19 protein-coding genes are annotated in these 23,231 nt (G+C 49.9%); 6 read left to right on the forward strand and 13 right to left on the reverse strand.

The window, feature by feature from the left end; translation table 11 throughout:
- Positions 1–71 precede the first annotated feature (71 nt).
- Both leuS and Q394_RS0114285 read left to right on the forward strand, forming a co-directional pair.
- Entirely contained in the window at positions 72–2,663 is a 2,592-nt protein-coding gene (gene leuS / locus Q394_RS0114280; protein WP_028489860.1) for a leucine--tRNA ligase, read from the forward strand.
- On the forward strand, positions 2,663–3,157 hold the full coding sequence (locus Q394_RS0114285; protein ID WP_028489861.1) for an LPS-assembly lipoprotein LptE: 495 nt from the start codon (positions 2,663–2,665) through the stop codon (positions 3,155–3,157). Before leuS ends, Q394_RS0114285 begins: the two co-directional genes overlap by 1 nt.
- On the opposite strand, the gene Q394_RS0114290 is transcribed toward Q394_RS0114285, so the two are convergent.
- The gene (locus Q394_RS0114290) at positions 3,150–4,037 is read right to left on the reverse strand and encodes an NAD(P)-dependent oxidoreductase (protein ID WP_028489862.1); all 888 of its coding nucleotides are present in this window, start codon (positions 4,035–4,037) and stop codon (positions 3,150–3,152) included. The genes Q394_RS0114285 and Q394_RS0114290 overlap by 8 nt on opposite strands.
- A 102-nt stretch (positions 4,038–4,139) precedes the next feature.
- Here Q394_RS0114290 and rlmKL point away from each other — a divergent pair, with 102 nt between their 5' ends.
- The gene (gene rlmKL / locus Q394_RS0114295; RefSeq protein WP_038141651.1) at positions 4,140–6,281 is read left to right on the forward strand and encodes a bifunctional 23S rRNA (guanine(2069)-N(7))-methyltransferase RlmK/23S rRNA (guanine(2445)-N(2))-methyltransferase RlmL; all 2,142 of its coding nucleotides are present in this window, start codon (positions 4,140–4,142) and stop codon (positions 6,279–6,281) included.
- Positions 6,282–6,456: 175 nt separating this feature from the next.
- A complete protein-coding gene (locus tag Q394_RS21635; protein WP_028489864.1) occupies positions 6,457–7,260 on the forward strand; it encodes an Lcl C-terminal domain-containing protein in 804 nt (267 codons plus the stop codon).
- Here the strand turns inward: Q394_RS21635 and Q394_RS0114305 are convergent.
- From Q394_RS0114305 to Q394_RS0114320, 4 genes are all read right to left on the reverse strand, one after another.
- The gene (locus tag Q394_RS0114305; RefSeq protein WP_028489865.1) at positions 7,250–8,902 is read right to left on the reverse strand and encodes a protelomerase family protein; all 1,653 of its coding nucleotides are present in this window, start codon (positions 8,900–8,902) and stop codon (positions 7,250–7,252) included. The genes Q394_RS21635 and Q394_RS0114305 overlap by 11 nt on opposite strands.
- 130 nt (positions 8,903–9,032) lie before the next feature.
- Complete coding sequence (locus Q394_RS0114310) at positions 9,033–11,372, reverse strand: hypothetical protein (protein ID WP_028489866.1); 2,340 nt, start codon at positions 11,370–11,372, stop codon at positions 9,033–9,035.
- A 163-nt stretch (positions 11,373–11,535) separates the two neighbouring features.
- Entirely contained in the window at positions 11,536–11,820 is a 285-nt protein-coding gene (locus tag Q394_RS20545) for a putative hemolysin (RefSeq protein ID WP_051543466.1), read from the reverse strand.
- 23 nt (positions 11,821–11,843) lie between these two features.
- Positions 11,844–12,170 carry a TraR/DksA family transcriptional regulator gene (locus Q394_RS0114320; protein ID WP_038141653.1) on the reverse strand — a complete coding sequence of 109 codons (327 nt, stop codon included), beginning with the start codon at positions 12,168–12,170 and terminating at the stop codon, positions 11,844–11,846.
- Between the two features lie 73 nt (positions 12,171–12,243).
- Between Q394_RS0114320 and Q394_RS0114325 the strand changes: the two genes are divergently transcribed.
- Entirely contained in the window at positions 12,244–12,678 is a 435-nt protein-coding gene (locus Q394_RS0114325; protein WP_028489868.1) for a hypothetical protein, read from the forward strand.
- Positions 12,679–12,688: 10 nt separating this feature from the next.
- Here the strand turns inward: Q394_RS0114325 and Q394_RS0114330 are convergent, their stop codons facing one another.
- Both Q394_RS0114330 and Q394_RS0114335 read right to left on the reverse strand, forming a co-directional pair.
- Positions 12,689–14,065, reverse strand: coding sequence for a sensor histidine kinase (locus Q394_RS0114330; RefSeq protein ID WP_038141654.1), 1,377 nt, complete (start codon positions 14,063–14,065; stop codon positions 12,689–12,691).
- Positions 14,046–14,729 (reverse strand): winged helix-turn-helix domain-containing protein, encoded by a 684-nt coding sequence (locus Q394_RS0114335; RefSeq protein WP_028489870.1) that lies wholly within the window; start codon positions 14,727–14,729, stop codon positions 14,046–14,048. Before Q394_RS0114335 ends, Q394_RS0114330 begins: the two co-directional genes overlap by 20 nt.
- Positions 14,730–14,866: 137 nt before the next feature.
- On the opposite strand from Q394_RS0114335, the gene Q394_RS0114340 reads away from it, so the two are divergent.
- Entirely contained in the window at positions 14,867–16,057 is a 1,191-nt protein-coding gene (locus Q394_RS0114340; RefSeq protein WP_028489871.1) for an ATP-binding protein, read from the forward strand.
- A 3-nt stretch (positions 16,058–16,060) separates the two neighbouring features.
- Here the strand turns inward: Q394_RS0114340 and Q394_RS0114345 are convergent, their stop codons facing one another.
- The 6 genes from Q394_RS0114345 to Q394_RS22030 form a co-directional block, all read right to left on the reverse strand.
- A complete protein-coding gene (locus Q394_RS0114345) occupies positions 16,061–17,227 on the reverse strand; it encodes a GIY-YIG nuclease family protein (RefSeq protein WP_156946882.1) in 1,167 nt (388 codons plus the stop codon).
- Positions 17,224–19,623 carry an ASCH domain-containing protein gene (locus Q394_RS0114350; protein WP_169735903.1) on the reverse strand — a complete coding sequence of 800 codons (2,400 nt, stop codon included), beginning with the start codon at positions 19,621–19,623 and terminating at the stop codon, positions 17,224–17,226. The genes Q394_RS0114345 and Q394_RS0114350 overlap by 4 nt, the downstream gene beginning before the upstream one ends.
- 96 nt (positions 19,624–19,719) lie before the next feature.
- The gene (locus Q394_RS0114360; protein ID WP_028489874.1) at positions 19,720–19,935 is read right to left on the reverse strand and encodes a toxin-antitoxin system HicB family antitoxin; all 216 of its coding nucleotides are present in this window, start codon (positions 19,933–19,935) and stop codon (positions 19,720–19,722) included.
- Positions 19,932–20,354 carry a putative toxin-antitoxin system toxin component, PIN family gene (locus Q394_RS0114365; RefSeq protein WP_028489875.1) on the reverse strand — a complete coding sequence of 141 codons (423 nt, stop codon included), beginning with the start codon at positions 20,352–20,354 and terminating at the stop codon, positions 19,932–19,934. The genes Q394_RS0114360 and Q394_RS0114365 overlap by 4 nt, the downstream gene beginning before the upstream one ends.
- Positions 20,355–20,393: 39 nt before the next feature.
- Positions 20,394–22,883, reverse strand: coding sequence for a class I SAM-dependent DNA methyltransferase (locus Q394_RS20550; RefSeq protein WP_156946883.1), 2,490 nt, complete (start codon positions 22,881–22,883; stop codon positions 20,394–20,396).
- Between the two features lie 68 nt (positions 22,884–22,951).
- Positions 22,952–23,231 (reverse strand): zinc ribbon domain-containing protein (locus Q394_RS22030; protein ID WP_028489876.1); only part of this gene is annotated, 280 nt, incomplete at its 5' end.

A 23,231-nucleotide genomic window follows, 5' to 3' on the forward strand; every position in this document is an offset into this window, starting at 1 on the left:
ATATGCCAGTAGGCTTTGTATGCTTCGCTCCTTCGATAACCAGTGAAATGAATGCCTTAGCTATGAGTAATATGCAGGAACAATACCAACATAAGTCTCTGGAACCGGAAGTCCAGCAATTCTGGGAACAGCACCACACGTTTGAAGTGACGGAAGATCCTGACAAGGAAAAGTATTACTGCCTCTCCATGTTTCCGTACCCTAGCGGCGTGTTACACATGGGGCATGTTCGCAATTACACCATTGGGGATGTGATAGCGCGTTTTCAGCGGATGCAGGGCAAAAATGTGTTGCAACCGATGGGGTGGGATGCTTTTGGTCTACCCGCTGAGAATGCGGCGATCAAAAACAATACAGCACCTGCTGCGTGGACATACAAAAACATTGATTACATGCGTAGTCAGCTGAAATCCATGGGCTTAGGTATTGATTGGTCGCGTGAAATCGCCACCTGTACCCCTGAGTATTACCGCTGGGAACAATGGTTTTTCACCCAGTTATACGAAAAAGGCTTGGTTTATCGCAAGAAATCCACGGTGAACTGGGATCCAGTTGATCAGACTGTATTGGCGAATGAGCAAGTGATCGATGGGCGCGGCTGGCGTTCCGGTGCCTTGATTGAGCAACGTGAAATCGACCAGTGGTTCCTGAAAATCACCGCCTATGCGGATGAATTGCTGGAAGAAATCGGTAAGATGCCCGGTTGGCCGCAGCAAGTGTGCACCATGCAGGAAAACTGGATCGGGCGCTCTGAAGGTGTCGAACTGGAATTCGGTCTGGTAAGTAGCGACAACAAGCTTAGTGTATTCACCACCCGTCCTGACACGTTGATGGGCGTGACCTATGTAGCGGTGGCAGCTCAGCATCCGCTGGCTTTAAAAGCTGCTGCCTCTAACCCTGAACTTGCGGCATTCATCGAAGAATGCAAGCTGGTTAAGGTTGCTGAAGCTGACATGGCGACCATGGAAAAGAAAGGCATGGCGACAGGTATCATGGCGCAGCACCCGATCACGGGCGCTAGTGTGCCGGTGATGGTCGCCAACTTCGTGCTGATGTCTTATGGCTCTGGTGCGGTGATGGCGGTTCCGGCGCACGATCAGCGTGATTGGGAATTTGCCCACGTTTACGGTTTGCCCATCAAGCAAGTAATTGCCCCGGCTGATGGTGCTGAGGTTGACCTGAGCGTGGCTGCCTTCACTGACAAAGGTGTGCTGGTTGATTCGGGTGACTTCACGGGTCTCAGTTCAGGTGATGCGTTTAATGCCATCGCTGACTACTTGTCTGAAAAGGGTAAAGGTCGGCGGCGTGTGAATTTCCGTTTGCGTGACTGGGGTGTTTCCCGTCAGCGTTACTGGGGTTGTCCGATTCCGATCATTTATTGCGATGATTGCGGGGCTGTGCCCGTTCCTGAGAAAGATTTACCCGTCGTTTTACCAGAAGACGTGACGTTTGATGAAACAGGCGGTTCGCCGATTAAGCGAATGCCAGAATTCTACGAAACGACTTGTCCAACGTGCGGTAAACCAGCGACACGTGAAACCGATACGTTTGATACATTCTTTGAGTCTTCTTGGTATTACGCTCGCTATACCTGCCCGGATAGCAACGAGGCAATGCTGGATTCACGTGCCAATTATTGGCTGCCGGTGGATCAGTATATTGGTGGGATCGAACACGCCATTTTGCACTTGTTGTATTCGCGCTTCTTTCACAAATTGATGCGTGACAATGGTTTAGTGGATTCTGATGAGCCATTCACTCAATTGCTGACGCAGGGCATGGTGCTGGCGGATACCTTCTATCGCGAGAAAGATACCGGTGGGCAGGACTGGTTCCAGCCGACTGCTGTCAATGTGATGCGTGATGAGAAAGGTCGCTTACTGAGTGCTACCTTGATGGCTGATGGCCTACCGGTACAATCGGGTGGCATTACCAAAATGTCCAAGTCCAAGAATAATGGCGTTGACCCGCAGGAAATGATCGAGAAATACGGCGCGGATACCTTACGCCTGTTCTCAATGTTTGCCGCACCACCAGATCAGAGCATGGAATGGTCGGATTCCGGGGTGGAAGGGGCACAACGTTTCTTGCGTCGCTTGTGGAAACAGGTATTTGAGCACGTTTCTTCAGGTGTGGCTGCACCACTGGATACCACTACGCTGGACGATACTCAGCAAGCGTTACGCCGTAAAGTCTACCAAAGTGTACAAAAAGTTGGGGATGATATGGCACGTCGTCATACCTTCAATACAGCGGTGGCGGCCAATATGGAGTTGTTGAACGACATTGCTCGCTTTGCCGATGAGAGTGCTACGGGGCGTGCAGTTCGCCAAGAAGCATTGGAAAAGGTCGTGCTAATGTTGGCACCGATTACCCCGCATATATCCCATGTGTTGTGGCAAGCCTTAGGGCATGACGAAGCTGTCATTGACACTCGCTGGCCAGCTATCGACGAAAGTGCTTTGGTGCAAAACACGCTGGAACTTATCGTGCAGGTCAATGGTAAAGTGCGTGGCAAAGTGCAAGTTAACGCTAGCACTGGCGATGAGGAAATTAAGGCGACTGCATTGGCAAACGAAAATGTACAGAAATTACTCAATGGTCTGACTGTGCAGAAAGTCATTGTCGTTAAGGGTCGTCTGGTTAATATCGTGGCAATCTGATGAAAATACCGCTGATTCTCCTGAGTTTTGTGCTGTTGTTGGTAGGATGTGGTGGTGAGCCCTTCCATTTGAGAGGCAGTAAGCAACTGAATACATTGATGAGTCAAGGTATTTACCTGCAAGGCATTGACCCTCGTAGTGATTTCGCCCTCGCTTTGCGTGAGGGACTGGAAGATGCGGGGGTCAGCGTCAAACAGGATGAGAAGGCAGCAGCAACGATTCTGAATATTATCAGCGTTAAAGAAAACCGTTCAGTGTCTGGTTATTCCTCTGAACGGCAGGTGCGTGAATTTGCCCATTCGGTTAGCGTTGATTTTGAGGTGAAAACCCAAGCTGAATCCGAAAGTCTCAAGCGTTCTGTCAATGCAGAACGTTCTCAAGTGTATGATGGCGAGTACGTATTGGGCACAGCCGAAGAAGAAATTGTTATTAAGGAAGAGCTACGGCGTGAAGCCGTGCGCCTCCTCCTGTTACGTTTGCAAGCTATCAAATAGCCTTGGCTTTTTGCTGCACGATTTTTGCGAGGGCGGATGAATCGAGTTCGCCCTTTCCCTCATCTACTAGCACTTGCATGTAAGCGGCGGCGTGTTGCGTTCCCGGCAGGTTCAGGCCAAACGCTGCGATGGTATCCGTCACGATATGCATATCCTTGTTGTGTAAATGTGCTTTGAAACCGGGCTGGAAGTTTTCATCCAAAATGCGTTGTCCATGCAGTTCCAGCACTTTGGAATAGGCGAATCCACCCAATAACGCTGCCCGGATTTTCGCAGGGTCAACGTTGGCAGCTTTTGCCATCTCAAAGGCTTCTGTTACTGCGATGACGGTTTGAGCGGCAATCAGTTGGTTACACGCTTTTGCCAGTTGCCCCGCACCATGATTGCCGATGTGCGTAATGGTTTTTCCCATGACTTCAAGTGCTGGACGAGCGTAGGCTAAATCATCAGCATTACCACCGACCATGATGGTGAGTGTAGCGGCGATTGCCCCAACATCACCGCCTGACACCGGGGCATCCAGCATTCGGATACCTTTTTCTGCCAGTTTTGTGGCGATTTCTCGGGTGGTGACAGGTGAAATGGTGCTCATATCCACTACCAGTAAGCCTGATTTGCCACCCTCAATGACGCCATTTCTGCCGAGTAACACCGCTTCTACATCGGGTGTGTCCGATACCATCGAGATCACGATATCGACGTTAGCGGCGAGGGCTGCGGGTGTTTCGTAGAATTTAGCGCCTAAATCGGTTAATTCTTGGGCAGATTCGGGGCGGCGGGCATAGATGGCTAAAGGGAAGCCAGCCCTCATCAGGTGTTTGCACATGGGGCGTCCCATAATGCCGGGGCCGATCCAGCCGATTTTGGGTTGGGTAGTCATTGACACGGTATATCCTTTAGGTGGTTAAGGTCTGGAAGATGTTAGCACAAGCGTGAAAAGTGGTAGAATCCCGCTTTGCTTCGCAACCCCGGTTTATTAAACATGCAGTCAGACAATGTAACCTCCTTGCAGTGGTTTTTCGCTTGCCCACAATTTATCGAGCCGTTACTGGCGGATGAGCTAACCCATTGTGGTGCTGAATCCGTCAAAATCGGTCATGCCGGGGTGCAAGCACTGGGGGATTTACGCTTTGGCTATCGTGCAATGCTGTGGAGCCGTTTGGCTTCCCGCGCTACCTTACAACTGGCGCAAGGCTTTGGTAAAGATCAGGCCGAATTGCAGGCACTGATTGATTCCATCGACTGGCAACAGCATTTGCGCCCGGAGGGTACGCTGAAGGTGCGTTTCTTTGGACTGAACGACGATATTCGCAATACTCAGTTTGGGGCACAGTGGGTCAAAGACCAGATCGGCGACCAATTCCGCAGCCAGCATGGGGTACGCCCCAGTGTCAGCAATACGCCGGATTTGGTGGTTGTGGTTAACCTGCACAAAGGCAATGCCAGCATTGGTATCGAGCTTAATCAGCACAGTTTGCACCAGCGTGGCTACCGTGATTTGGGTACTCATGCGCCGATCCGTGAAAATTTGGCGGCGGCGGTACTGGTACGTGCCGGGTGGCCTGAATTGATTGCCAGCGATGCAGAAACGGTGGCGTTGATTGACCCGCAATGTGCGGCTGCGACTTTTCTGATCGAAGGCGCATTGATGGCCTTCGATATTGCCCCCGGCTTATTGCGCGAACACACGGTGGCGGAACGTTGGCTGGGTCATGATGCCGATTTGTGGCAAGAGCTATTGGAAGAAGCGCAGCAACGCCGTGCTACCGGACTTGCACACACCGAACGCTTCGAGTTTTGGGGTAATGACAGCCATGCAGCAGCAGTGATGGCCGCGCGTGCCGATTGGCGTTCTACCGATTTACCCGCCGCCCGCTGGACGCAATGTGATCTCAAGGCAATGCCTGCGCCAACGTTGGCACAGGTGGGGTTGGTCATCAACAGTCCAACGATTGAAGCCAGTGCCAATGTGGTGACCTTGCGTCCACTGTTTGATGCATTGGGGACGTGGATGGCAAGCCTGCCCTCAACATACCGGGGTGCACTGTTTGCTGAAGCAGATGTGCCGATTGCCTTGACCAATCTGTTTTACAGTAAGGAATACCGTTTCCTCAACAGCGAAACCGAATGCAAACTTTATACCTTCGACAAGCTGGTGCAGAAAGAACGCCCGACGGAGTGGATTTCAGACGATCTTGCTAACCGCATTACCAAAAACCTGCGCAAGCTGAAAAACTTCATCAAGCAAGGGCATACCGATGCTTACCGTGTCTATGACATGGATATTCCCGAATATGCCATTGCCGTTGACCGTTATGCGGACTGGTTGCATGTGCAGGAGTACGCGCCACCGAAGAGTATTGATGAAAAAGCAGCGGAACAACGTTTGCAGCAAGCCTTGTTGACGCTTCCAGCGGCTCTTGGTGTTGACCCTAAAAAAGTCGTGTTAAAACAACGTCGTCAGCAAAAAGGCAAGAATCAGTATGAGAAACAGGGGCGGGCAGAACAAGCCTTGATCGTCAGCGAGCATGGGGTGCGTTTCAAGGTTAACTTGAGCGATTATCTGGATACTGGCCTGTTTCTTGATCATCGCCCGATACGTTACTGGTTGCAGCAACACGCCAAGGGTCAGAGAGTGTTGAACCTGTTTTGCTATACCGGTACTGCTAGCGTCCATGCGGCGGTGGGTGGAGCTAATCGGGTCGATAGTGTCGATATGTCCGCCACTTATCTGGAATGGGCAAAAGAGAATTTCAGCTTAAATGATTTGCAACATGACCCTTACCGGCGTTACCGCTTTATTCAGGCTAACGTGTTGGAGTGGTTGTATGACTGCGATGAATATTACGACCTGATTTTTCTTGACCCGCCAACCTTCAGCAATTCCAAGCGGATGCAGGATACCTTTGATGTACAACGTGACCATTTGGCCTTGATTGATGATGCCATGCGGGTATTGTCGGCAGAGGGTACGCTGATCTTTTCCAATAATTTCCGTAAGTTCAAGCTGGATGCTGAAGTTGGGGAGAAGTATGCGGTGCAGGATTATCGCAAGCAGTCATTGCCATTGGATTTTGAACGTGATCCTAAAATTCATGGCTGTTGGCTGATCCGTCATCGCTGATAATGCATTTTAAATTAGCCTATTTTGAATAAATTTTAACCTTATTTCGATAAAAACAAGACATATCCAAAATGCTATTTATAATGGCTTGGGGAATCTTCTTAATTAAATCAATGGATTAAATTTATTTATGAATGTCAGGAATAGTCATCCAGCCCTGTTAATCACAAGCGGAATGATAGTATCTTCTTTATTAGTGGCATGTGGCGGTGGTAGTACTGGAACAGAAAGCGTTTCTACTGATACCAGTAATACCGTAACGGCGAGTACAGTAGCTTCTGCAAGTGTTGCAACAGTAGCCCCAGCAGCAGCAGCGGTTGTTGTTACAGCATCCTCACGCTATCTCAAGCTGGATGGCGGTGGTAATGCACTGCCAGCGGATGCACAAAGTTGGAGTTGCGTAAAAGACAAGGAAACGGGTCTGATTTGGGAAGCTAAAACGGATAATGGCGGCTTGCAGGATAGGGATTGGCGTTATCGCCATTTCCATAACTTTAGCGGTTATGCCTCCTCTCTGGATTATAACAATAATGTGTTGTGCGAAAATCTAGGTACAGCTTCCTGTGATGCTTATAGCTATGTTAATGCCCTGAAAGGCTCAGGTCTTTGTGGTAAAGCTGATTGGCGTTTGCCCACAATGGGTGAGTTGCTGGATTTGGTGCAGTACCATGCTGATGGTCAACCTCCCAATATTGACCGTACTTACTTCGCGGATACAATCGGAAAAGGGGCGTATTGCTCTGAAAATACGATTACTAACCCCGCAGACTGTCAATATGCTGAGGGTACTTCTGTAAATTATAATGCCGATGGTCGCATAGAATGCAATTACCAAGGTGTTGATTACGGCGCGACAATACGTGCCGAAAACCCCCGTGGAGATAGCATGGTCGCGCTGAGATTCTCGGGTGAAGTACAAGATGGCAAGTCCTACCCTAATGCTAACTGGATTTGCTACACACGTTTGGTCACTCAGTAACGCAGGCGGTGTTGTAGGGTGCAATAACGGCATCGGAAAAATCCAAGTATTTTTGTACAGTCGGTCTGCCGAAGGCTTTTACGCTGGCCAAGTGTTCAGGAATAGCTATGTTTTGCGATTTTAGGCGTTGTAGTAGCTCCCCGGCTTTTTTGTTGAGCAGTGTTTGAGTGATAGGCGTTCCGGGGGCATTTTCTACAATAAAGCACACAAATTGATGGATGCTATTCATGCCTCGTCCTTGCTTACTTAGGTCAAGGTTTTGAATAGCATCCACGAGGTCATCAGCCATATCTATCTGATTGGCGAAGGTAGATAAGTTAATGCCATCCTTATCCAGCTGAATGCGTTTGTACGATTTAATGGTGTCGTAGTCATCATGCCCTAATATTTGGCGGAAGAACTCGTCTTCGTCCACATCTTTCCATATTCCTGTGCGGAAGAAGCGGTCACATACCATACGTGAGTAAATGGCACGGGTATCTTTGAATGTGAAGTTATCCCCAAACATACGCTTGATGGCACTGTTGAGATTAGCTGCGGTTCTATTGATTTCAGCACGTCCCTCGCGTTCGGTTGGTTGCGCCTTTGCCCGTTTATGTAAGGATACCATTTCAGGGCTTGCGCGTAGTTGTGCTAGCCCAGCCAAAATGATGTCGGCATCAGCTAAAATAGGAATCAGCATCTTTTCTGTTTGCGCCATCCCCGGTCTTTTTTTGGCTTGTCCTGTAAACAGCAGTAGGGCGTTATTATCAGTGGTTTCGAATGCACCCGTATAAAGTACTTCAACGGCACGTCGCCCAGTTGCGAGTGCTAAGCCAATAGCAAGATGACTGTAGGGGGGCTTTTTATTTTTCCTCCACGTCATCTCTGTTAATAATGCGGTGATTAGGGCGGTGACACTGTCGGGATTGATCTTGATGGTATGTGTTTTGCGGTAGTTGAGGGACTCTGCCTGTTCGCGTTCAAGTATTGCTTTTTCCATGTGATCAACAAAGAGGTGGCGTGTGGCTTCATGATCCGTTTTTATTTTAGTGAAGGCTGCATAAGCCATTTGATCAGTATTTTCTTGGGCAAGTTCTATCAATTTAAGACGGATAAGGCCAGCGGTATTGGCATCTTCAGTGTTTAGTCTGTCTAGTAGCGTTGTATAGGCAGGATACTGTTTTTTGTAACGAGCGATGACGATGGGCAGTGAATGATGACGCATGTTTTTGTCACGCATTTTATTTTTTAATTCAGTGATATAGCTGCGGTATGTTGAAATCGCAAGACGTGGATCAGAGCGTTTCCTGAACTCGGCAAAGGCATTTAATGCCGTGTGATCGTGGTTTTCTTTGCTGGTTTCAATGAGTTCTTGGGTGATGAAGTCAATTTGTTCTTCTGTATCAGCAGCAATGAGTTGATTGAGAAGTGTTGCATAAGCTGGCAGTTCTGTTAATAACCTTTTGCCTTCATTTCGTGCAATGCCTGCTCTTTTTTGATTACCAAACTTGCGCTTATCATAGAATAAGGCATTACGTACCCGGCTAGCCGCAGCTTGTAGGCGGCGTGTTTTTTCCTTTTGGGGAATATCAGAACGTTCAATCTCTAAAACTGCTTTAATGAAATCGTCGTAAATAATGTGTCGATCAACTTTTTGCATTGGGTTTTCCGTGTACTCGCCTGAGTATTGATATACCCAATGTATCATATGAAATAGCGTTAAGTTTTAATACTTGTAGTTGTCTGAAGGGAATGTCAGGTCGCAGTGCTGCGACCTGACATGAGGGATATTAACACCCACTCCACCAACATTGCCCTTGGCTTTCTTGAAACTTCATCGCTCCATCATACTTTGGTGCGCTGCTACGGGGCTGATTCAGGCTTTCCTTAATACCGAAACTGCCATACTGGCTGAAGGTATGTGGCACGCTAAACAACATGAAGGTTTGCCCACCCGCCGATTTCCATGCGTCTAGTAGACGTTGGTAGTGTTCGCCCATGCGCGGGTCACGGTTGGCAGCTTGAAGTAAATCCAACATATTTTGCCTGCGGTCGGTGGCAATTTCTCCACCAATGGTCAGGTGTTGTCCGCCTTCATACGCATACAGGGCTTTACCATACTTTTTTGCGACGGCCGATTGTTTAGTGAATTGGTTCTTGAGACCTTCCATGCCAAAGGGGTCGTTAGCATTATCAATGGCTGCAAAAATATCATCAACAGAGGTGGCATTCACCAACGGTTTGGGGATTTTGTTGCTGTCGTTGCAGGCAGGTAAGTTGGTATCATCATTCCGCCAGCAAGCGTAAAAATAGCCACCAGTGGCAATAGCATCGACATGGTTTTTAGTATCGCTATAGGCCAGCATTCTTTCGGTACGGTTGGCATCGTTTTGGTATGTTGCTAGCAAGCGGACAAGGCGCTGTGTACCACCAAATTCATCTTCCCAAATCTGAAAGACTTTGCTGGCTTGTTTGGCATAGAAGTTAGCGCCGCGCCACGGATCGGTAGGGCTACCCAGTTCTTCACCTTTTTTGAGGACGTAATGATATGCCCAGAAGATCCCATTCCAAGTTTCATTGCTGTATTCGACATGGGCTTTTAGACCGGTGTTGAGGTGTGCTTCAACGTAACGAGCAAATTCCCTGATGTAGGTTTCGGAGGCATTGTGCGGAATGTTAAACCACGGGTGCGCGTTTAACTGGTTGGCTAGTTCGACTTGTACTTCGATGGGTACACCCCGTCCGTAACGCTCCAGACGCGCGATATTGCCGGATGCACCCCATACGGCATCGCTCATCTTGCTGCGTTGATCCCAGAGGAATTCTTGAGTCATGCAGGTTTGGTCGAAGATCAAATTGTTATTAGTATCTCGGATAAAGCTATTCGGCTTACCGACCTCGGTTTGTGCACAGGTGAGGTAACTGGGGCTAGCCTCCATCAAATTCATCATGCGCACGACGCGGAAGTCTTTGAGGAAACGCAAGTAATCTGGGTTAAATACAATAGCATTGCGGTCAGCGCGTAAGGTATCTTCAAAGCTACGGTACTGTCCCGCTGGACAATTCGCCGCGCTGTCTACCCGCGTGGACGGTTTGCCTTCACAGATGCCACCCGGCATGATCATTCGAATATTTTTGACAGTGCCGCTGGTAATGCGCAAACCGATGCGGTTATTGGTGGCGACGCTATCCAGTTTGGCGGGTAGGTTAATATCAATTTCATCACGCCCTGCTGTGCTGCTGACTATTTTGGCGTAACCAGAATAGTCTATTTTGCCGGTGCCTTCATACAATACGCTGTAGCGTCCGTTAGGCACTTGGCCTTGTGTGGCGCTATCCAGTAGGAAGGTGCGGACAAGACAGGTGGAGCTGGGTGGTGTGGTTGCCCAGCCGTATGCATCATAAGCGGTGTCTTGACAGGAATACTCACGCAAAGGGCGGGCAACACGAAAAATATCAGCAAAGGGAATGGGCGATGAGATGCTGTTTTGTTCAGCTTGCGGCGCTTCACTGTTAATGCCCAATGAAGGCTGAAAGAGCGCAGCGGGGGTTTGGCCATAAAGTGCTAGTTGCTGTGCCAGCACTGCTTCAAATTGATCAATAGAAACGGTCCATGCCAGATTAAGGCTGTTGGCCGTGCTGGAAAGTTGGATGCCATTAGCCGCATTGCGGTCGCTATCCATGCTCAGGAAAAAGCGTTCCAGATTCTTACTGACATTATAGGTACAGGCCGTTGGGTCTGCGTTACTGCTACAGGTTGCAGTGGCGATATCTTGCGGGGTGATACTGGCTTTACTGGGGACAGTAAGTGGGGTATTGCTGCCTAAGTAAAGTAACAGGTTGCCGCCGCTGGGGATGGTAAAACTACCCTCTGCGCCACTGACGCTGCCGTTATCCGCATATTGTAAGTTACTGATGGCGGTGACAGCATTATTCCGAGTGGGGTCAAGCAGGGTTAGGCGACCACTGGTAACATTCGTATTCGTGTTATTGGTGTTGTTAGAGCTTGTGTTATTACTATCGCCGCTATTGCTGCCACAACCAGCAAGCAACAGCAATAGCGCAGTCACTGTTAGGCTCGGTAAGCGGAATAGGTAATGCGAGAGAGCCCCTTTGATTCCAGTGTTCATGATGTAGCCTTCTATTGGTTTTTGTCCGTTTATCGTTGGACAACGATTATGAATTAAAATTCCACTTAGTCATTAGTTATTTTTATATTTTTCTTGAAATTGTATGGCCGCCCTAACATGTTGGGTAGAGCGGTGATGGATTTATGCCAATAGCTTGCGCTGATTAAAGTCCGAGAAATTTCATATTAGCATTGACTGTTCGGGTAGGGCAGTTGCCCCGGAACATTTCCCATTCATCGCAGACTTTGCCGCTGGGCAGTAGGCAGTTGGCTTTTTCGCCTTCTGGGGTTTGGTATATTTCCAGTTTGCCATGGTTTTGAACGCAATTGAGGGAAGCAGGGCTAGCCGCTCGTGCTATTTGGGGGGGGGCGACCGCAGGGGGTGGGGTGCTGGCACAAGCGCTGAGCAATATTGCCATGCTCAGGGTAAAACCTATTTTCAAACGCATATTGACTCCTGATCTAACGGAACTTAACTGGCACAACGGATGCAGAGGGTGGCATACGGTAATGCATCCAAGCGTGCGGGGCTAATGGCTTCGCCACAAGTCGCGCAAGTACCGTATTCGCCACTTTCAATGCGCTTGAGGGCGCTGCGCACCTGTTTTAGTTCGAGTCGGGTTTCTTCCTTTAAGTTGCGTAGCACGTCTTCATTTTCGCGTTCGGTTACTTGTTCAGCAGAATCGGCGTCGTGTTCATGGCTTAGGTCATGACTGATATTTTCAATGCGTGTTGTTAGCACTTTTTCCAGTTCTTTTAGGTGCTTATGCTTTTCTTCGTACATGTTTTCTGTTCTCATTGGAAATCTAAAGGATGATGATAACGCATTGTCGGGTTTTCGGCATGGTGTAGTAGACGTAATGGAGTAAGAAATGCGCAGACTGGTAATGGTAACAATAGTGGGTATGTTGGCCGGGTGTTCCGGCGGTCATGGGTTGGATTCGCCACTGAAAACTTGTAAGGCTGTCACCGCTGCACTGGCAGGGAATAAAGCAGTGGTGTGGAAGGAGGAGCAGCAGACCGAACAGAAAGGTGTGCAATTGCAAGTGACCCTCGAGTTTATTTTAGAAGGCCAGCCAGATACCGATGTTTCTCAGGCGGTGTGTGTTTACGGTCTCAGTAGCACGGACATGGATTACCGGAATACCATGGGTGAATACACGAATACTCCCACCTCGATGATGATCAACGGAATGCCTATCCCCGCCAGCGATCTGGTGCAAGCGGTTAATCGTGCGACTGCTGATACGGCTCAAGGTATTGGTCAGGATGCGCTGCAAAAACTCAATGGTAGTAATCCATATTAATTAACTGTTGTTAACGCGATACAGGCAGTTTCAGGCTGGCCTTGAGACCGGGCTGGTTATCCGCTAACTGCACGCTTGCGCCATGCAATTCGGCGACGGCTTTAACCAGACTTAAACCCAGCCCGTTGCCGGGTGTGCTGCGGGCGTTGTCCAGCCGGGTAAAACGTTTGAAGACCTGTTCGCGTTGTTCGGCGGGAATGCCGGGGCCGTTGTCGCTGACAGTAATGATAATGTTGCCGTTTTGGCGGCTAGCGTCCAGTTGGATAATACCGCCTGCCGGGGTGTATTTCACCGCATTGTCGAGCAGGTTGGTGATGGCTTGCGCCAGCAATTGGCGGTTGCCGTGGATGTGCAAATCAGTGTCGGCATGGTGCTTGAGGGTGAGATTGTCTTCTTCTGCCACTGCGGTGTATAGATCGGCAAGTTCTTCGGTCAGGGCGCTTAAATTCACCTGTTCCCAGTCCTGACGTTGGCTGCTGGATTCTACCTGTGCAATGCTGAGCAGAGCGTTGAAGGTTTTGATCAGTTCATCCACATCCTGAATCGTGTCCTGAATCAGTTGCGGGTAATCAGTGCTTGCGTTGGGGTGGTATTGGCTGGACTCCAGCCGGTTACGCAAGCGATTCAAGGGGTTGCGCAAGTCGTGGGCAAGGTTGTCGGTGACTTCGCGCATACTTTGCATCAGTTGCTCGATTCGCGTCAGCATGGTGTTGAGCACATGGCTGAGGCTGTCGAATTCATCGTTGCGCCCGGTGACGGGCATCCGCTGTGACAGGTCGCCGCTGATAATATTGTTGGCGGTGCGCCCGACTGCATTGATGCGGTGTTGCACGTGACGGTTCATGACGATACCACCTGCCAGTGCCAGCGCGAAAATAATGCCAATGGCTGCCAGCACCGTCTGCAACAAACGATCCATCAGGATGTGCTGTTCTTTCAGATCCGTAATAACCAGCAATTGATAATCGCCGCTAAGGCGGGTCAGCATCAACCGTGCAGGTTCTTCATGTTTGTTTTTACCTTTCAGTATGGCACTTAAGGGGAGGGTGGCGACCCCTTGCAGGGGATTGTTATTAACAGGTTCAAACGTAATATCCTGGGAAAAATCGTGTTGGCTGCGGTGAATCAGCCGCGCAAACAGGTAACGTGACCCGTTTTCACTGTTACGCATACTGATAATCGTGGTGAGACGATCCACAGGCAACTCGCTGTACATGCTGAGTAAGGCATCGGTTTCGAGTTGCAAACGGGCATCAGTTTGCTGTTCCATTTGCCCTTTCGCCATCCAGTAAATGAAACCCAATGCCCCTGCCGCGACGGTGCTGAACAGCAGCGCGTAAATGAGCGAGAGTCGGAAAACCGAGGTATTAAGCAGCTTGCGGATCATGCAGCAAGTATCCCGCACCACGGATAGTGTGTAACAGTGGCGTGTCAAAATCCTTGTCGATCTTGCCGCGTAGACGACTGATGTGTACGTCGATCACATTGGTTTGCGGGTCGAAGTGGTAATCCCAGACCTTTTCCAGCAGCATGGTGCGGGTGACGACCTGCCCGGCGTGGCGCATCAGGTATTCCAGCAGGTTGAATTCACGCGGTTGCAAGGGAATGACGGTTCCGCCACGGGTGACGCGGCGTTTCAGCAGGTCGAGTTCCAGATCGCGGACTTTCAGCGTGGTGAATTCCTGTACGGGTTGGGTACGGCGTAACAGCGCTTGCAGCCGTGCCAGCAATTCGCTGAACGCATAGGGTTTGACGAGGTAATCATCCCCCCCGGCACGTAAGCCTTCCACCCGATGATCAACATCCCCCAGGGCGCTGAGGATCAGCACCGGGGTTTGCAGCCCTTGCGCCCGTAGCGTCTGGATCAGCGAAAGCCCGTCGCGTTTGGGTAGCATCCGGTCGACGATGAGCACGTCATAATTGCCTTGCAGGGCAAGGTGCAAGCCGTCCTCGCCATCAGCGGCGTGGTCAACAATATAGCCACTTTCCATCAGACCTTTCTGGATGAAACTGGCAGTTTGGCGGTCATCTTCAACAATCAGGATATTCATAGGCTTAAGGATAAAACACTGTGGGGTTTTGTGTGGTGAACATCCTGTAATGTTACCACTGGCTAACGACATTTGGTATGTCATCTAATGTAGAGTAAAATTAGTTTTGTTATGAACTCTATTTAATAGCAACTACCATGATTTCAGCGATTCTGCGCCAAGCTTCTGGCTTTATCCTTGCCCGCCCGCAACCGGGCTACCGCCGTTTCCTGCACCAGAAAATCGACTTTGGTGAACAGCTTATTGGCATCAAGGGCGCACGCGGCTGCGGCAAAACCACCTTGCTGCTGCAATATGCGCAAAGCAGCGGGCTGGCAGCGGGGCAGATACTGTATATCGCCTGCGACCACCCGGCGATGGTGGATGTCAGCTTGTACGAATTGGCGCAAACCTTTTACCAAGAAGGCGGGCAGTTGCTGCTGCTGGATGAAATCCACAAGGTACGCGGTTTTGCGGCCCACCTGAAAGCGATCCGCGATACCTTCGATTTACGGGTAATTTTTTCCGGTTCATCGGCGCTGCGGATTGAGCATGAATTGGGGGATTTGTCGCGGCGGGCGGTGCTGTATGACTTGCCGGTGTTGTCGTTGCGTGAGTTCATGGAAATTGAAACCGGGCAGACCTTTGCCGCCCATGCCTTGCCGGATATTCTCGCTAATCACCTGGCGATTGCGGCGGAAGTGATGCCCGCGTTGCGCCCGATTGAGCAATTCAAAAACTACCTGCAATACGGTGCATACCCGTTCTACCGCGAGTCACGGGATAACTATACCGGCAAGCTGTTGGAAGTGGTTAATCTGACGATTGATTCCGACCTGTGCGGCATTTACAACATTGACCCGCTCAAACTCGACAAGCTGAAAAAGGTGTTGTACATGCTGTGCAGCACCGACCCGGTGGAGTTGAATGTTTCCAAACTGAGTGCGGCGGTTGGGGCTTCGTGGGCAACGCTGTCCAAATACCTTGAGCGCATGAGTGCGGGCAGTTTGGTGCATATTGTGCGCGGTGGCAGCGGGATGCGCACCGTGAATAAACCCGATAAGCTGTTACTGGATAATACCAACCTGTTTTATGCTTTGTGCGCCGCCCCGAATGTGGGTTCCCTGCGTGAAAGTTTTTTTGTTTCACAACTGGCGTACCAGCATCAGGTGCATTACCACGACAAGGGTGATTTCTTGGTGGATGACCAATGGGTGTTTGAAATTGGCGGGGCGAACAAGACCCTCAAACAGCTAGCGGGTAATCCGCACGGTTATGCAGCGGTGGATGATGTGGTGATGGGCGATGGTAAGCGCATTCCGTTGTGGTTGTTTGGGATGTTGTATTAACGCTCAGGTGAGTGGGTCTGGCTTCAGCCCGACAATTCGCTGATTAACCGCATCGTAACGGTAATCCCTAATCTGTTCATTCAACAGCAGCCCAATCGTCGTCTCGATCAGTGGGAACGGCACAATAAACCATTCACGTGGCATGTGGCGTTTGCCTTTGCTATCAAACACATCCAGATTCAAACAGCTTTCCGCGAAAAATGTGTGTAGCAGCCATTCCATTTTTTGCGGGTTGAGGTTATAGGTTTGGTATTCTGCCACCACCTCAACATCTGCCATCAAATAGGTCGGTTCTTGCGCGGCATTCTTGATGCGTTGTTGTGTTGCTTGACTGGAAAAACCGATTTTGTAAAGGTGTGGTAAGCCACGAATGGCGGGGTCTTGGCTTAAAGAACGCAGCACATACACGTAGCCTGTCACGGTATCTTCCTCCGTGACACCGCCAAAGCGTTTCGCGAAGTCCTGTTGAATTTGGGTATTGCTGTCAGAAACGATCTTGCCATCCTGATACAAGGCTTTGGCTAGGGAACGGTACAGCATATTGGATTCTGTGCCATTCTCAAAAATGCAGTAGGTGCGCCCATCTTTGCGAAACCGTTTGCCCGCGACGGTTTTTTCTTCTGAGGTGAAGTTAATCGCTGCCAGTTTCAGCAAAACGCCACCCAACACGTAATACGCGCCCGCAACCAGTTGCTCACCTTTGTCATTGAAGCGCAGCAATTGGCGCGTGCCTGCTTTGAGTTCTTGTTGCACTTGCGCGAAATCGGCCTCATGTGCCGCGAAATGTTTGCAGGGTTTGCGTTTAGCAATCAGTTCGGCGCTGGCACGTTCGGCAGCCGTGACGTGTTTGAGCTTGAAAATATTGTCGTCATCCTTTTCACCTAAATCGCCGCCCAATAACAACAGGAAGCGATCCAACGGTAATAACGCAGCCATTTTTTCCGTATCTTCGCGCAAGCCTTGCAAACGGCTATACAGTTTGCGTTCCTGAATATCGCGGCTGGCGCTTGGCTCGTGTCCGTGGGTTTCCACGAACGTGTTGATTTCCTCGAATGCCGCCACCAAACGTTCATCCGCTGTCACTACATGACTGGTTTGTGGTTTTACTTCCAGTAAACCTAATGGGTCATCGGCAAGAATCGCTTGCAGTTCCTTATCAAAATCTATCATGCAGGTGTTTCCGTGGCAGGCGTTGCGGCGGCCTGCTGTTGGCGACGTTTATTACGCAGGTAAACCAAGGCTTCCGCCATGCGCTTTTCCAGTGGATCGGGGGCGTTGATGGCCGGTTCGCGTCCGTGGGTTTTTAGGAAGACGCCGATTTTGTCGCGGTACAAAATCACCGCTTCCTCATCCGTCATCGCAATGCGCCCCGCGTCGATGGTTTCCTGAATCACTTTCAGCAGCTTGCTGGTGACGGATTTGGAGAGCACTTCAAAGGCTTTCTGGAAGGGGTTGATGCGGTCAATCAGGTCGATGTGCAACTCTTCGATATTGACGAATTTACCCGCCATGCGCACAAATTGCTTGTCACCTACCGTCTTGATTTCGCCGTTTTTGATGGCGGAATCGGCAACAACGTGTTGGCGCACTTCTTCCACTTGCGCATCCGTCAGGTCAGGGTATTTGAGGCGGATCACTTTGGGGATCAGCACTTTGTTGATGACTTCTGGTTCGACAAATTCACCCGGCAAGACTTTCAGGAGGGTGCTGTCTTGCAAAATGGCGGCTTTGAGGTCGTTGAGGTCGGACTCCACAATGTCTTTCACGCGCCGGGAGCTGGGTTCTTTGAAGCCTCGAATTTTGATCGTGCCCGGTGGGGTGTCTTCCTCATCATCAAAGCGTTTGGTTTTGAAGGTGAAATTGGGGGCGAGTACCTGTTCCATCAACAGCGAGGCGGTGATGGCTTTGAGCATATTATTCACCGAAAGCTTGACCTGTGCATCGGCGGCATCGGGTTGGGCAATCAGGTTGGTGAATTGCGCGTGGGGTTTGCCTTGGCTATCGCGGGTGGCTCGCCCGATGATCTGGATGATTTCGGTGAGTGAACCGCGATAACCCACGGTTAAGGCGTGTTCGCAGAAAGGCCAGTCGAAGCCTTCTTTAGCCATGCCGAGCGCAATGATCAGATCCATGTCAGCGGCGCTGTTAATGTCGCGCAGGTAGGCGACGATCTTGTCGCGGTCTTTGGGGGTGTCATTGACCAAATCGGCGACTTTGATGATCTTGCCGTCAGTACGTTCTACAAAAATGACGCCTGTGGTGGCATCCTGATGGGTGACACGCCCGATAATGTCGAGTATCCGGTCGACTTCGTTACGTTTGTCTTTGGTGGACTCGCCCGCGTTAACGTTGGGAATGTGCAGGATGGTTTTCTTGTCGGTATCGAGAATTTCCCCGATAGCGGTGAGGTAACGCCCCTGATAAAAGTGGTAGCCAATCCCCAATGTTTTCAAGTGTGTATAGCCGTTGAGCTGCTCGTAGTAGTTGTAGGTCACTTTGGTGAAACGCGCTTCATCGTCCGGCTGTAACACGGGTACGCTGTCGCCGCGAAAATACGAACCCGTCATGGCAATGATGTGCGCAGTGGTGGTGTTCATGATGGCTCGCAGCACTTCACCCAAACGGTTATCGACATCCGCCGAGACGTGGTGAAATTCGTCGATGGCCAGCAAGGTATTATTGAGGCGGCTGGTTTCCAAGCCTTCAAAGGCAAAGCGCAGGGTGGCGTGGGTACAAATCAGGAGAGTGGCGGCGTTGTCATCCAGGAATTGCTGAAAGGCTTTAACCTTGCTGGTTTCACCGCCGGGGGTACACAGGTTGTAATCATCGTTGAGTTCCCAATCAGCAAAAAAGCCGTGTTCGCTGAGTTTGGTGCTGGAAAACGAGCTGCCAATGGAGCGTTCGGGCACGGCGACGATGACTTTTTTCACGCCTTGGTTGTAGAGTTTATCCAGCCCCAAAAACATCAGGGCGCGGGATTTGCCGGAAGCAGGGGGCGCTTTGAGCAGCAAGTATTGCGCATCACGGGCGGCGAAGGCGCGGGCTTGCATGTCACGCATTCCCTGCGGGTTGGTGTTGATGCTGGCGCTGGTTTGGGCGTAGGTGACGTTGACGAGGTTGGTGGGGGTCACCAAAGAGGGCGTATGCAATACGCCCCTACGTGGCGATTCTGTAGGGGTGTATTGCATACGCCCTCTTTCATCATAATCCACTTCAAACGGTTTGACCTGACCTTTGACGGGAAAGGGTTCGATGGCGCGGGCATCGGCGAGAATCCATGCCCAGTCGCCGGAGTCTTCGCAATCTTGCGCGGTGTCGCGGTCACAGCCAGCGGCTTTGCCGTGTTGTTTGGCGTTGAAGGGGATGCAATCCACCAGTTTAACGTGGGCTATCGCCATGCCAGAGGGGTAGGGCGTGCCATCTACCATGCGCTGCCCTGCCATATTTTTGCTTGCACCAATCAGCAAATCGCCACGGTGGGCGTAGTGCCAACTGCGAATTTCCACGGTCTTGCTGCCGTTGGCAATTTGGCTTGCCCACGGTTGGCGTACCATTAAACATTTCATTCTAAGCCCCTTCAACCACAAATTTGTAACGGTAATTCTTGATGTCTTCCCGTTCAGTGTCCAACGCCCATAGGTAGTCATCACCCAAACCCGTTTTCAACCCATCGCTTTGCGCAGCAGTGCTAAGCCGCGTTCGGTTTTGCCGCGCCCGCGTGCTGCACGTAGCCGAAAGCGTGTTTCTGCGTCAAAGTCAGCCAATAACAGGGTCGTCATTTCATTCAATAACTGGTTGATGCTCATCCCACGCATTTCCGCCAGTGTTTTCAGGCGTTGATGGTTGTCATCGGGTAAACGTAAAGTAATTGCGCTCATGATTGCACCTCTTCAAAAAATTGTTCGGGTGAACAAATGCAGATTTCGGGGAATTTCAACTCCATCTGCTTGAAATCCCTAAGGTTGTAAGTCACTAGATAACGGGCATTTCCGGCAACGGCTAGTTCAATTAAGTGATTGTCGCCTTCATCTTTTAAGTTGGGTCGCCATGCGTAATAAATCCGCACCCATTGGCAATTGGAGAGGAAGATGTCTAACAATTCTGCCCGTTCGTCATGGTTTAGACGCGCGTTGGAGAATAGGTGATCACGCCCTAGTACGTCTTCGTATTCTGCTAATAGTGCAGCCCCCATTAGTGGGGAGAAATCGCCTTGTAAACAACGACTAACCAGCTTATTGGCGTTGCCTTGACCGATACATGCGCCAAGGAAAATATTGGTGTCTAGGATAATATTCATGGGTTAAATGGTAGCACTGATGCCATCATTTTTCCATGATCATCCCCGTTTTTTCTCCGCTGCGATCATCGCCTCATACAACGTGAACAAATACTCCAGCCGTTCTTCGTCGCTGCTGAACGGTTTGGCGCGGTAGCATTGCTCGATGGCGATGTCCATGTCGTGGTGGGCTTGGCGCAAGCCTGCGGGCATTTTGTCGGGGTCATACAACTGCGCCATTGTCTTTTCGGGATGCTTTTCACGCTCATCCAACACCGCGAACACATGCTCTTCCAGCTTCTCTTTCTGCTTCTCCGAAATATCCGGGAACGGAAACGTGTTATAACAAAGCGACGACGAATACCGAATTCGTGTTTCTAAACGTCCAGCCACAGCCCGCACCCAAGTCATATGCATCCGCGACGAAATCACCGAAAATATCCAAACTGAGTCATAAGGTATTGAACTGGCAAGGTCAGAAACTATTGTGGTTTCATCTAAAAAACCAGATGGAATATAAACTCTACGTTCAGATGTGGTTCTTGGAATAATAATGGAAGGTTTGTCTATGTGTCGAATCTGTCCAAATAGGCAAGGAGTGTTAGCCAATTTTAAAGTTGAGTCATTTTTGCTATCTAGACGAAAATGCTTAATTTTTTGAACGCGATCACTAATTGGTTTGATTTTCAGTGCGGCGCTACAATCATCTTTAAGCCACAAGCACCAACGGTGTGTACTTTTCATGAATTCACTTGCGCCAATAAACTTGCGAAGAAATCTATTGCTTTCAGGATAACTTCTTACAATATTATCCTTCTCGATTTCAGAAAGAATAAAATGACCGCCATCAATAGGCATATCACCTCTTAACATCGGAGGAAGTTTTGAAATGGAATCGGAACTGCGTTTTGAAACTACAATATCTGAGCTATCAACCAAATAAGGATTTATGTTCCCTGCTGTTTTTTTGGAAAATCCAGAATATATAACTTTGTCTTTATTGGATTTATTGCGTAAGCCCACGATTACACAGGTAACACCAGCATTGCCTTTTGCATTGTTTTCCCATTTAAACGATTGGTAAGCAAAGCTAATTTCTAAGTCTAAAGACAAAATTGGATTCCACAGTAAAGCAACTTGTTCACCTTGGCTAATGGAGTTTGTTGAAACGAATGAAAATGATGCTTTTCCATTTTTAATGTAATTTGAAGCTAGCCAGAACCAACAAGCAATATAATCCAAGCGTTTATAATCTGTTCGCCCATGAAAGACTCTTTTCATATCTTGTTTATGGCTATCATCCTGCATCGAAAAGCCGAGGTAGGGGGGGGGGCCGAGGATGTAGGTTTCGTGGGCGGGGTCTTTGGGGCAGACGGTTGCCCAGTCGAGGCGGGTGGCGTTGCCGCAGACGATGTTGCCGCCGCTTTGTAAGGGCAAGGTGGGCTTGGCGTCGCCAAAGACTTCGCGGAAGGCCATGTTCATTTGGTGTTCTGCCAACCACAGCGAAAGCTTGGCCGTTTCGTGGGCAAAATCGTCCAGCTCGATGCCGTAGAATTGCGTCAAACGGATGCCGGATTGGGCAGTCTTCCACTTGGCATTCAAGGTTTGTAATTCGCGGAAAATCGCAATTTCCAACCGGCACAATTCTTTATACGCAATGATCAGGAAATTCCCCGACCCACACGCCGGGTCGAAAATCAGCAAGTGATACAGCCGATCCAGCAATTTAACCAGCTTACTCTCATTCCCCGCCGCCTTTTCCAATTCTTCCTGCAACTCATTCAAAAACAGCGGTTCCATCACCTTCATGATATTCACCACCGAGGTATAATGCATCCCCATGTGGCTACGCTGCTCATCATGCACCACCGCCTGAATCATCGAGCCGAAAATATCCGGGTTAATCGCCTTCCAATTCAACGCCCCACATTCCAGAATCAGCTTGCGCGATTTCACGCTAAACTGCGGCACCGGAAAATCTTCCGCAAACAACCCGCCATTCACATACGGAAATGCCTGCAAAAACGCCGGAAAATCCCCACGTTCCCGCAAGGCCAACACCCGGAACAACTTCTGTAAATAGCCCGCTAAATCGCTGCCATCCTCCGCCGTATGCGAACCCACCGCATTGGTAAACTGGTTGTCGCCAAAAATCCCGGTATCTTCCGCAAAAAAGCAAAACAACAAGCGCGACAAGAAAATATTCAGCGCGTGGCGCTCAAACGCCCGATTGTCTTGCTGGATAAGGTCATACAGCCGCCCCATGCGCTCCGCCGCTTTCACATCCGCCGGGTTTTCACTCTGGAACTGCTGTTTCTCCATGCCTGCCCACGGCAAAAAGAAATCGAAATACTTGGGTAAATCCGCCAGCGCAATATCCAGCGTATCCTGCGTTTTGGTATCCACCGCCACCAGATGCTGCAAATCGGTCAGAATCAAAAAACGCGGGCTATGACGCGCAATCGTGGCATCTTGCTTGACCGCATCAATCAGCGCGTGCAAATCCAGATGGCGTTCATAACGGTAATACAGCTTCTGCTTCCACAACACCACATTCGAGCGTTTCTTTTCGAGATTGTAATCACCGTTATTTCAAACCTACCCAAATATACCTATAGCTAGCTAAAAGTAGTCATGGTGTTGAATTCCTGCTTCACGGGGGCTGGTTTCGCTTTCGGCTTACACCGAGAGCCAGCGCCTTCCCCTCCACAGGCAGACACCGTGTAACTCACGGCGTATTCTTGCAAATTCTTGGCGGCGTTTACGTCACGGTCATGGACTGCACCGCAAACAGGGCAAGTCCATTGACGTATCGACAGCGGCAGATTGTCCACTTTATGCCCACAGCCAGAAGCAGAACAGGTTTTGCTGGAGGCAAAAAACCGATCAGCCACGACG

The organism is Thiothrix lacustris DSM 21227, from assembly GCF_000621325.1.
GTDB classification, from domain to species: Bacteria; Pseudomonadota; Gammaproteobacteria; order Thiotrichales; family Thiotrichaceae; genus Thiothrix; species Thiothrix lacustris.

What these genes read in the sequence shown, in the direction of transcription:
- Q394_RS0114305 (WP_028489865.1), bottom strand. Translation starts at nt 8,902, where the DNA reads ATGCAAAAAGTTGATCGACACATTATTTACGACGATTTCATTAAAGCA.
- rlmKL (WP_038141651.1), top strand. Translation starts at nt 4,140, where the DNA reads ATGCAGTCAGACAATGTAACCTCCTTGCAGTGGTTTTTCGCTTGCCCA.
- Q394_RS0114345 (WP_156946882.1), bottom strand. Translation starts at nt 17,227, where the DNA reads ATGATAGATTTTGATAAGGAACTGCAAGCGATTCTTGCCGATGACCCA.
- Q394_RS0114350 (WP_169735903.1), bottom strand. Translation starts at nt 19,623, where the DNA reads ATGAAATGTTTAATGGTACGCCAACCGTGGGCAAGCCAAATTGCCAAC.
- Q394_RS0114335 (WP_028489870.1), bottom strand. Translation starts at nt 14,729, where the DNA reads ATGAATATCCTGATTGTTGAAGATGACCGCCAAACTGCCAGTTTCATC.
- Q394_RS0114310 (WP_028489866.1), bottom strand. Translation starts at nt 11,372, where the DNA reads ATGAACACTGGAATCAAAGGGGCTCTCTCGCATTACCTATTCCGCTTA.
- Q394_RS0114320 (WP_038141653.1), bottom strand. Translation starts at nt 12,170, where the DNA reads ATGAGAACAGAAAACATGTACGAAGAAAAGCATAAGCACCTAAAAGAA.
- Q394_RS0114360 (WP_028489874.1), bottom strand. Translation starts at nt 19,935, where the DNA reads ATGAGCGCAATTACTTTACGTTTACCCGATGACAACCATCAACGCCTG.
- Q394_RS21635 (WP_028489864.1), top strand. Translation starts at nt 6,457, where the DNA reads ATGATAGTATCTTCTTTATTAGTGGCATGTGGCGGTGGTAGTACTGGA.
- Q394_RS0114290 (WP_028489862.1), bottom strand. Translation starts at nt 4,037, where the DNA reads ATGACTACCCAACCCAAAATCGGCTGGATCGGCCCCGGCATTATGGGA.
- Q394_RS0114285 (WP_028489861.1), top strand. Translation starts at nt 2,663, where the DNA reads ATGAAAATACCGCTGATTCTCCTGAGTTTTGTGCTGTTGTTGGTAGGA.
- Q394_RS0114340 (WP_028489871.1), top strand. Translation starts at nt 14,867, where the DNA reads ATGATTTCAGCGATTCTGCGCCAAGCTTCTGGCTTTATCCTTGCCCGC.
- leuS (WP_028489860.1), top strand. Translation starts at nt 72, where the DNA reads ATGCAGGAACAATACCAACATAAGTCTCTGGAACCGGAAGTCCAGCAA.
- Q394_RS0114365 (WP_028489875.1), bottom strand. Translation starts at nt 20,354, where the DNA reads ATGAATATTATCCTAGACACCAATATTTTCCTTGGCGCATGTATCGGT.
- Q394_RS20545 (WP_051543466.1), bottom strand. Translation starts at nt 11,820, where the DNA reads ATGCGTTTGAAAATAGGTTTTACCCTGAGCATGGCAATATTGCTCAGC.
- Q394_RS0114325 (WP_028489868.1), top strand. Translation starts at nt 12,244, where the DNA reads ATGCGCAGACTGGTAATGGTAACAATAGTGGGTATGTTGGCCGGGTGT.
- Q394_RS0114330 (WP_038141654.1), bottom strand. Translation starts at nt 14,065, where the DNA reads ATGATCCGCAAGCTGCTTAATACCTCGGTTTTCCGACTCTCGCTCATT.